We start from the raw sequence: 9035 nt of genomic DNA, 5'->3' as shown, positions 1-9035 counted from the left end.
CGCAAGTTATTTCATTTCGACTCCTGAGGCGTCCGCGGCAGGCGGGCAAACGGGAGGCGTCGCGGACCGGCGTGGGGTCCGAGCGTCGGCGTGCCGGTGCGCGCACGTCCGGGGATGCGTGGCCTGTGGGTGAACCCTCGTTATCCACAGACGACCAACCGAGGGTTTCCGAAGCCGCCGTGACGGCTCACTGTGGGAGAGGCCGTTCGCGGCCAGCCCGGCGGATCCGTCCCTGACCCGAGGAGCACGCCATGCTCGAGACGACCATCACGCTTGTCGGCAACCTGGTCGACGATCCGGATCATCGGATGGCGGCCAACGGTGCGTCGATATGCACCTTCCGCCTCGCGTCGACGCCCCGCCGGTTCGATCGTTCCGAGAGCCGCTGGGTCGACGGAACCACGCTGTTCCTGCGGGTCTCCTGCTGGCGCCAGCTCGCGGACAACGTCGCTGCCAGCCTCGTCCGGGGTGATCGTGCGCTCGTCTACGGCCGGCTGCGGCAGCGGTCGTTCGAGACGGGCGAAGGGGAACGGCGGGTTACCTACGAGATCGACGCGGATGCGGTCGGAACCGAGCTCACCTGGCATGCGGCTCGCTCGGAGCGACTTGCCCGTCGCCCGGGCTCCGCCCCCGCGGGGGCGGCGGCCGCGACGGGTGTTCCCAGTGATCCGTCCGCTCTGGTGGGATCCGAGCACGGCGCTCTGGCCGGCTTCCCGGTCGCTGGTGCGGATGCGGATGCGGCCGGAGCGGCATCTGCCGCGACGGCCATGGCGTCGATGGTCGCGGGACCGCCGGCGGGTGCCGGGCGGCTCCAGGGCGCGGGTGTGGCGCCCGGCGGACCGCGCCCGTCCGCGGTGACGGTCGACGATTCACCCTGGCAGTCGTTTCCCTCCTCCTCCCATGACCTCTCCTGATCGTCCAGCCGTCGATGGCGGGGACCTGGAGGGCGGGTCGGACCGACCTGCGTCCGGCGCGGCCAAGGGCGCTGGGTACCGTGCCGTGGATGAGCAGCCGGCACGAGATGGGGCCGACGGGGCCTGTCTCCGCCGAACCCGGGACAGAGCCGCAGGCGCCCTTCGACGTCATCGATGCGCAGGTTGTCGTGAGTCCCGGCTTGGAGAGCGGCCTTGCGCACGCGACACCCGGATCGGTGGTCGTCGCCGCGCCCAGGGGTGATGCCGAGCCCCGGAACGACACGCCGCGGTCCCGGCCGGACGGCGAACAACCGCCGGCCGGGCCGCCGGCTTCCGACGACGCTCACGGTCGGCGGGCTCCCGTCCAGCGGCTGCGCGTTCGTCTCGCGAGTATCTCGGGGCCCGCCCGGTACGTGATGGTGCTCGCCGTCCTGAGCGCGGCGGTCGCCGTCGTCCTCCGGCACACCGTGTTCCCGTTCCTGTCGGTCAATAACGACGAGGGCATCTACCTCCTGCATGCCAGGACCCTCGCCGAGGGCCGCCTGTTCCCGCCCGCCCCGGACCCGGCGCCGTCCTACCTGCCATGGCTGGGAACCGTTGTCGGCGATCACTACGTGTTGAAGTACACGCCCTTCGTACCCGCGATCTTCGCGATCGGCATCGTGCTGACGGGAAGCATCGATCCGGCGCTTGCGATGATCGTCATGGCGGCGGTCGTCGTCACCTACCTACTGGGCGCCGAGCTGTCTGGCAGCCGGCGGACCGCGGCGTTGGCGGCGACCCTGCTCGCCTTCTCCCCGCTGGTGATCCTCCAGAGCGCGATGGTGCTGAGCTACCTGCCGACCCTGGTGCTGCTGCAGGTGACCGTCCTGGGAGTGCTGCGGGGACGGCGCCGCCGACGGGCGGCACCGGTGGTCGTCGCGGGCCTCGCCCTCGGCGTGGCGGCGGCGGTGCGGCCGTACGACGTCGTCCTGCTCCTGGCTCCGCTCGCGATCTGGCTGGTCTTGACCTCCACGGGCGGGCGCTGGTGGCTGTGCCGGTGGCTGCTTTGCGGGCTCGCCGCGCCCATGGTGCTCGTCCTGCTCAGCAACGCCGCCGCCACCGGTGACCCGTTGCGGCTGCCGTTCGCGCTCCTCGAACCCGACGACAAGATCGGCTTCGGGTTGCGCAAGCTGTATCCCGGCGACGGCAGGCACGACTTCGGCCTGGTCGAAGGGCTGCAGTCGGTTGGCGACCACCTGTGGTTGTTCGGCGGCTGGGCCTGCGGGGGAGTAGTGCTGGCCGGCTGTGCGATCGTCGTGGCGGCTCGGCGGCAGCTGTCCGCACCCGCCGCGGTCCTGGGTGCGGGTGGGCTGCTCTTCCTGGGCGGATACGTCGGCTTCTGGGGCGCGTGGAACGCGGCCGAGTTGTGGGGCGGCATCCGCTACGTCGGCCCCTTCTACCTGGTCCCGGTGCTCATCCCGCTCGTCCACCTCGGCGCGGAGGGCCTGGTCAGGGCCGGCGAAGCCGTCTTCGCCCGCGGGCACCGCTTCGGGCTCACCGCCGTCGCGGGGACCGGCGCCGCCATCCTGGCGCTCACGGCCGTCGTCCTGGTCGGGGCGGTGCGCGCCAACCTCACGCTCACCGGGCACGACCGTGACCTCAGCGCGATGCTGGATCGGCTGCCGGGCGACCCGCTCGTGTTCGTCGCGGTGAACCCGCCGTTTCTCGGGCATCCCACTCCGGTGACCGCGAACGGGCCGAAGCTCGACGGTCCCGTCCTGTTCGCCGTGTCGCGGGGGGTCGACGATCTCATCGTGGCCGCTGACCACGCGGACCGCCCGGCCTACCTGCTCCGCCTGGCATCGGCCTACGGCCGCTCACCCGCCTCGCCTTCCACCGCGCGGGTCGAACGGCTGGCGGTCAGGAGCGGCAGGCGGGTGGCGGTGACCCTGCGAGTGGATGCCGCGCCCGCGGGCGCCCGTTCCGCCCGCGTCGTGCTCACCGAGGGTGCCCGCCGCCTGTCGATTCCGGTCCATCCGCGGATCCCCACCTCGATGATCCTCACCGTCGACGCGGACGGCCTCGATATCACCGACGTCACCAATATCACCAGTATCACCAACATCGCCGGCGGCACGGACAGCCCCGGCGGCACCACGACGGACCGCAACGACTCCGGCCGGTCCCCGGTGCATTCCGGATCCCTCGGCCGTCCGTCGGCGAGCACCGTGCGGGACGGCCGGGGCACCTCCATCACCGTGGCCTACTACGCGACGAGCCCTTCCGGACGGGAACATTTCCTTGATCATCAGGTGTTGCCCGTGCGGCTGGCCGCACGGGACGGTTCCCGGTCGGACGGTTCCCGGCCGGCTGCCGGCCCGCCGGTCACCGTGCTCGGATCCCTGGGGGAGGTCGATGAGGTCGGCGAGGGGCGGCGGCCGCCGCTGCGCATCATCATCGATGATCGTCGAGGCTGACCTGCCCGCCCGGGTAACCTGCCTGCCCCGGCGCCCCGATCCCCCGGTGATCGGTCGGCCCGGTGATCGGTCGATGCGGCGGATGGGAGGAAGCATGTACGTTCCGTCGAGGACGTCAGTCCCCGGCTCGTAGATCCGTAGGACGGGCCGGAAATCACCGACTGCCGCGGGCAGCCAGTTGGCAAGCGGCCGGCCGTCCTCCGGGGGGATCGCTCTGGAGCAGGATGCGCACCGAGCCGTCCGGACCGCGGCGCAGATCGCGGTCGCCGCTCCGCAGGGAATACCGGTGCAGGGGATTCTCGACGAGGTAGTACTCGGGCGCGTCGTACATTGTCAGCGACCAGAACGCGGCCTGCGGCGGCGGCACCAGCTCCAGCAGGTACCGGTGGGCCCCGCTCAGCTGACGGCCGTCCGTGTCGATAGCACGGCTCGCCTGGATCTCCTCGTAGCCGTGCGTCGCGCCCCGCGGCAGCCGGGCGGCCATCGCCCGGGCGAGACGGGCCTGTGCCCGATCGCTTATCCGCCAGGCCGGATCGTCGATCGTGCCTGGTCCGAGTCGGTCCAGGTTGAAGTCGAGGGCATGCGGGGTGCTCGCCCAGCCGTTCGTCAGCGCCCGGCCGGCGTGCGCCACCCGTTCGAGCTCGTCGCGGCCGGCGCGCAGCCCGGTGCGCAGGGACCAGGCGAGGCCCGGGTTGGGGTCGATGTACGGCGAAGGATCGTTGAGGATCCCGAGCGAGGTGAAGTGGCGGGCGTACTCGGCCTCGGCCCGCGACGGAGGATAGGCGCGCAGCCAGATGCGCAGCTCCTCCCAGAACCGGAGGTCGTCACAGACCCTCTTCGAGTGCTCCGGCGGTCCCTCCGCGCGGCGGGCCTCGGGATCCAGCGGGCTCAGGTCCAGTTCCTCCTGCAGCCGGGACACCGCCGCGATGTCCGCCGGGCCGTCGAAGCCAAACCGGTTGATCAGCGTCAGCAGCCGGGTCGGCGCCTTGATGCGGGCCAGCGACGCGGGCGCGCTGCCCGTCCAGCCCGGCGGGACGAGCAGATAGCGCCCACCCCGTCCGCCGGTGGTTCGCCGTCCCACGTAGGCGAAGTTGTTCCGCCAGGCGTCCATGAAGATCATCACGCTGTAACGATCCGGCGTGTCGGGGATCCGCAGGACCAGCGGACCCGGCGTGAGGTCGACCTCGGCCACCGAGCACAGGGCGTCGTTGTCGACGCTGACGAAGCAGGACAGTGGCGCGGGCGGTTCCGTCTCGTGAGCGAAGGCGTTGTACCCGGCGGGCCGGATCGGCCCGATTCCCTCAGCCGCCGTCCGTACGCTCAGCCGGACATTGCTGACCAGGGGATATCCGAAGATGAACGCCTCGGCCGCCAGCCCGAGCCGATGGTCACTCGCGAGCATGCCGTCCTCCCCGCGCTCGTCATCTCCGTTTCAGTGGTCGCCCCCATGCAGCGGTCGCCCCCACAGTCCGTGCCCTTCTTTGTGGTGTGGTACCCACCGGATGCCGTCCGGGGACCGGGCGGACCCGATGATCCGCCCGGTCCCCGGCGTCGGCCGACGGGCCACCGATCACCGCTGTGAGGAACGCGGGCGCGATGCCCTAGGGTTGATGGCATGGCGCAGTACGTCTTCCAGATGCGCAAAGCGCGCAAGGCCCATGGCGACAAGGTCATCCTCGATGACGTGACCCTGTCGTTCCTCCCCGGAGCCAAGATCGGGGTAGTCGGCCCGAACGGCGCGGGGAAGTCGTCCCTGCTCAAGATCATGGCCGGCCTCGATCAGCCGAGTAACGGCGAGGCGACCCTGAGCCCCGGCTACACGGTCGGCATGCTCGCCCAGGAACCCTCGCTGGACGAGACCAAGGACGTCCGCGGCAACGTCGAGGACGGCGTGCGCGAGATCCGCCGGGTGCTCGTCCGCTACGAGGAGATCAACGAGAAGATGTCCGCGCCCGACGCGGACTTCGACTCCCTCCTTGCCGAGCAGGCCGAGCTCATCGACAAGATCGAGGCCGCGAACGCCTGGGAGCTCGACAGCCAGCTCGACCAGGCCATGGACGCGCTGCGGCTGCCGCCCGGCGATGCCGACGTCACCCTGCTCTCCGGCGGTGAGCGCCGCCGGGTCGCGCTGTGCAAGCTCCTGCTCGAGGCTCCCGACCTACTCCTGCTTGACGAGCCGACCAACCATCTCGACGCCGAGAGCGTCGCCTGGCTGGAGCAGCACCTCGCCCGCTATGCGGGCGCCGTGCTGGCCGTCACCCACGACCGGTACTTCCTGGACAACGTCGCCGGCTGGATCCTCGAGCTCGACCGGGGCCGTGCCCTGCCCTACGAGGGCAACTACACCACCTACCTGGAGAACAAGGCGGCCCGGCTGAAGGTCGAAGGCCAGAAGGACGCCAAGCGGCGCCGGGTACTCGCCCAGGAACTCGAGTGGGTCCGGTCCAACCCGAAGGCCCGCCAGACCAAGAGCAAGTCGCGCCTCGCCCGCTACGAGGAGCTGGCCGCCGAGGCGGACCGGGCGCGCCCGCGCGACTTCGAGGACATCCAGATCCCGCCCGGCCCCCGGCTCGGCAACCAGGTTATCGAGGCCAAGGGGCTCACCAAGGGCTTCGATGACCGGCTCCTCATCGACAACCTGTCGTTCACCCTGCCGCGCGGCGGCATCATCGGCGTGATCGGCCCCAACGGCATCGGTAAGACGACCTTGTTCAAGATGTTGACCGGGCAGGAGGCGCCGGACGCCGGGGAGCTCGTCATCGGCGACACCGTCGACATCGCCTATGTCGACCAGACCCGCTCGGGCCTGGACCCGAAGAAGAACGTCTGGCAGGTCGTCTCCGACGGCCTCGACCACATCGTCGTCGGCAAGGTCGACTTCCCGAGCCGGGCGTACGTGTCGTCGTTCGGGTTCAAGGGGCCCGACCAGCAGAAGCCCGTCGGTGTGTTGTCCGGCGGGGAGCGTAACCGGCTGAATCTCGCGCTCACCCTCAAGCGTGGCGGCAACGTCCTGCTTCTCGACGAGCCCACCAACGACCTCGACGTGGAGACGCTGCGCTCCCTGGAGGACGCGCTGCTGGAGTTCGCCGGCTGCGCCGTGGTCATCTCCCACGACCGCTGGTTCCTCGACCGGGTCGCCACCCACATCCTGGCCTGGGAGGGAACCGACGAGGACCCGGCGCGCTGGTTCTGGTTCGAGGGGAACTTCGCCGACTACGAGACCAACAAGATCGATCGTTTCGGGCAGGAGGCGGCCCGCCCGCACCGCGTCACCTACCGCAAGCTCACCCGGGACTGAGAGCGCACCCGGGCCGGCCGCCCGGCTGCCCGGCTGTGCCCGCGGGCACCGAGCGGTCAGTCGGGGCGGTTCTGCAGCGAGTTCGCCGCCATCGACAGGTAGCCCCAGAGCTGCCTGTCGAGATCGGGCGGCAGGTCCAGGGAGTCGACCGCGGCCCGCATGATCTTCAGCCAGGCGTCCCGCTGCGCCGGGCCGATCGCGAACGGGCCGTGCCGCCTCCGCAGCCGAGGATGCCCGCGCTGCTCCTGGTAGTCGGTCGGGCCACCCCAGTACTGGATGAGGAACATGCGCAGGCGCTCCTCAGCGCCGGTCAGATCCTCTTCCGGGTAGAGCGGGCGCAGTACCGGATCGTTTGCCACACCCTGGTAGAACCGCGCGACCAGCTTCCGGAACGTCGGTTCGCCGCCGGCGGCGTCGTAGAAGGAGCTGACCGGGAGAGTGCGCGGAGGAGACTGGCTCACTCGTCCATTCTGCGGCACGCGGTGCGGCCCGATCCGGGCGACGGGTGTTCTCAGCCGTCGCGGGGCGCGATCCACGCCGTCGTGTCGGGGGGCAGCGTCAGGGTCGCGTCGTCGTACCCCACCGGTCCGCTGGCGAGCACCAGCCGTCCGGGCAGCGGAACCGCCACCTCCCCCTCGGTCGTCATCACGCAGGTCATATTGGCCGGCCCCACCGAGGTGGGCGGGGCCGGGGGCACCGACGAGCCTGCCGGCGCGGGGCGGTCGAAGGCCAGGCATCCGGCCGGGGCGTCGTCCCGCCAGCGCAGGTCGTCGCCACGCAGGTGGGGGAGGGCACGGCGCAGGGCGAGCGCGCTGCGCACGAGCAGCCAGGTCGACATCGGGTCGGCCGCCTGCGCGAGGACCGCGAGGTCCGCCCAGTCGGCGGGTTGCGGCAACCACGGGTCGGCGCTGGCCGAGGTGAATCCGTAAGGGGGCGTGTCCCCCGACCACGGCAGGGGGATCCGGGCGCCGTCCCGGCCCGGCGACGTGCCCCCGGACCGCGTCCAGATCGGGTCGCGACGGGCGGCCGGCGGCACCTCGGCCTGCGGCAGCGCCAGCTCGTCGCCCTGGTACAGCACCGCGGTGCCGGGCAGTGCGAGCAGCGTGAGCAGGGCGGCGCGCGCGGCGGGTCCCCGTGGGACCGCCGCCGTAACGGGTCGCCGGACGCACCACGTCGTGGTTGGCGAGCACCCAGGTGCCCGGCGCGCCGACCGCCGTCAGCGCGGCGCGTTCGGCATCGATGGCGGCCCGCCAGGCCGCCGCCGACCAGGGGATGCTCAGCAGGGAGAACGAGAACGTCAGGTGCAGCTCGTCCGGTCGCACGTAGCGGGCGAGCCGGGCCGGGTCGCGCACCCAGGTCTCCCCGATCAGGACCCTGGGACGCCCGTCGCGGGCGGTGTACTCGTCGGTGATCGCGCGCCACTCGCGGTAGATCTCGTGCACCCCGTCCTGGTCCCAGACCCGGGGCTCGTGCTCCTCGCGGAACCCGCTGTCCGGAGCCAACAGGGCGCCGGGCGGGTTGTCCCGTAGCTCGGTGTCCTTCACCAGCCCGTGGGTCACGTCGATCCGGAACCCGTCGACCCCCCGATCGAGCCAGAACCGCAGCGTCGCGGCATGGTCCGCGCGGACGGCGGGATGATCCCAGTTCCAGTCGGGCTGCTCGGCGTCGAACAGGTGCAGGTACCATTGGCCGTCCGCCACTCGCGTCCAGGCCGATCCACTGAACACCGATTCCCAGTTGTTCGGAGGCTGCTCGCCGCTGGGGCCTCGGCCGTCGCGGAAGATGTAGAGCTCCCGCTCGGGACTGCCCGGCGCGGACGCGAGCGCCGCCTGGAACGCCGGGTGCGCCGAGCTCGAGTGGTTCGGCACGAGATCGATCAGCACGGCGAGTCCGGCCTCGGCGGCGTCGGCGAGCACGGCGTCGAGGTCCGCGAGGTCACCGAAGAGCGGATCCACGCCGCGATGGTCGGCGACGTCGTACCCGTGGTCGGCCATGGGGGACGAGTAGAAGGGTGTGATCCAGATCGCGTCGACGCCGAGTTCGGCCAGCATGGGCAGGTGCCGCCGCAGCCCCTCCAGATCGCCGACCCCGTCACCATCGGAATCGGCGAAACTGCGAAGGTACACCTCGTACAGCACGGCCCGGCGCCACCACGTCCCGTCCCGGCCGGGCGACCGCACCCGGCCGTTGGCGCCATTCGGGCGATCCAGCTCCCCGGCGTCGCCGGCTCCTGGGCTGTTGTCCTTGTTGTCCCCAGCGCCCTCGGCGTTCTCGTTCCCCTCGGCGTTCTCGCTGCCCGCGTGGTCCTTGCCCGCGTCGCTCCGGTTGCCGTGCTGGACACTAGTACTCCAACCCGACTTTTGT

5 protein-coding genes and 1 pseudogene are annotated in these 9035 nt (G+C 71.4%); 3 read left to right on the top strand and 3 right to left on the bottom strand.

Translation table 11 applies throughout. The annotated features are described in order from the left end of the window. The first annotated feature begins 251 nt into the window (after positions 1–251). Together ACY5KJ_RS13965 and ACY5KJ_RS13960 are read left to right on the top strand one after the other, a co-directional pair. Positions 252–914: a single-stranded DNA-binding protein gene (locus ACY5KJ_RS13965; RefSeq protein ID WP_462186999.1), complete on the top strand. Its 663-nt coding sequence runs from the start codon at positions 252–254 to the stop codon at positions 912–914. Positions 915–1003: 89 nt separating this feature from the next. Continuing rightward, positions 1004–3373 (top strand): DUF7846 domain-containing protein, encoded by a 2370-nt coding sequence (locus ACY5KJ_RS13960; protein WP_462187000.1) that lies wholly within the window; start codon positions 1004–1006, stop codon positions 3371–3373. Positions 3374–3527: 154 nt separating this feature from the next. Here the strand turns inward: ACY5KJ_RS13960 and ACY5KJ_RS13955 are convergent, their stop codons facing one another. After that, positions 3528–4775, bottom strand: coding sequence for a DUF1254 domain-containing protein (locus ACY5KJ_RS13955; RefSeq protein ID WP_462187001.1), 1248 nt, complete (start codon positions 4773–4775; stop codon positions 3528–3530). A 213-nt stretch (positions 4776–4988) separates the two neighbouring features. Between ACY5KJ_RS13955 and ettA the strand changes: the two genes are divergently transcribed. Further along, positions 4989–6671: an energy-dependent translational throttle protein EttA gene (ettA, locus tag ACY5KJ_RS13950; RefSeq protein ID WP_462187002.1), complete on the top strand. Its 1683-nt coding sequence runs from the start codon at positions 4989–4991 to the stop codon at positions 6669–6671. A gap of 56 nt (positions 6672–6727) precedes the next feature. Here ettA and ACY5KJ_RS13945 read toward each other — a convergent pair whose 3' ends face one another. Together ACY5KJ_RS13945 and ACY5KJ_RS13940 are read right to left on the bottom strand one after the other, a co-directional pair. Then, positions 6728–7132 carry a globin gene (locus ACY5KJ_RS13945; RefSeq protein WP_462203537.1) on the bottom strand — a complete coding sequence of 135 codons (405 nt, stop codon included), beginning with the start codon at positions 7130–7132 and terminating at the stop codon, positions 6728–6730. A gap of 50 nt (positions 7133–7182) precedes the next feature. After that, positions 7183–8851: pseudogene (locus ACY5KJ_RS13940) on the bottom strand (glycoside hydrolase family 13 protein). Positions 8852–9035: the final 184 nt, after the last annotated feature.

This window comes from Frankia sp. CcWB3 (assembly GCF_977927595.1).
This window is presented reverse-complemented; position numbering and strand designations above follow the sequence as displayed.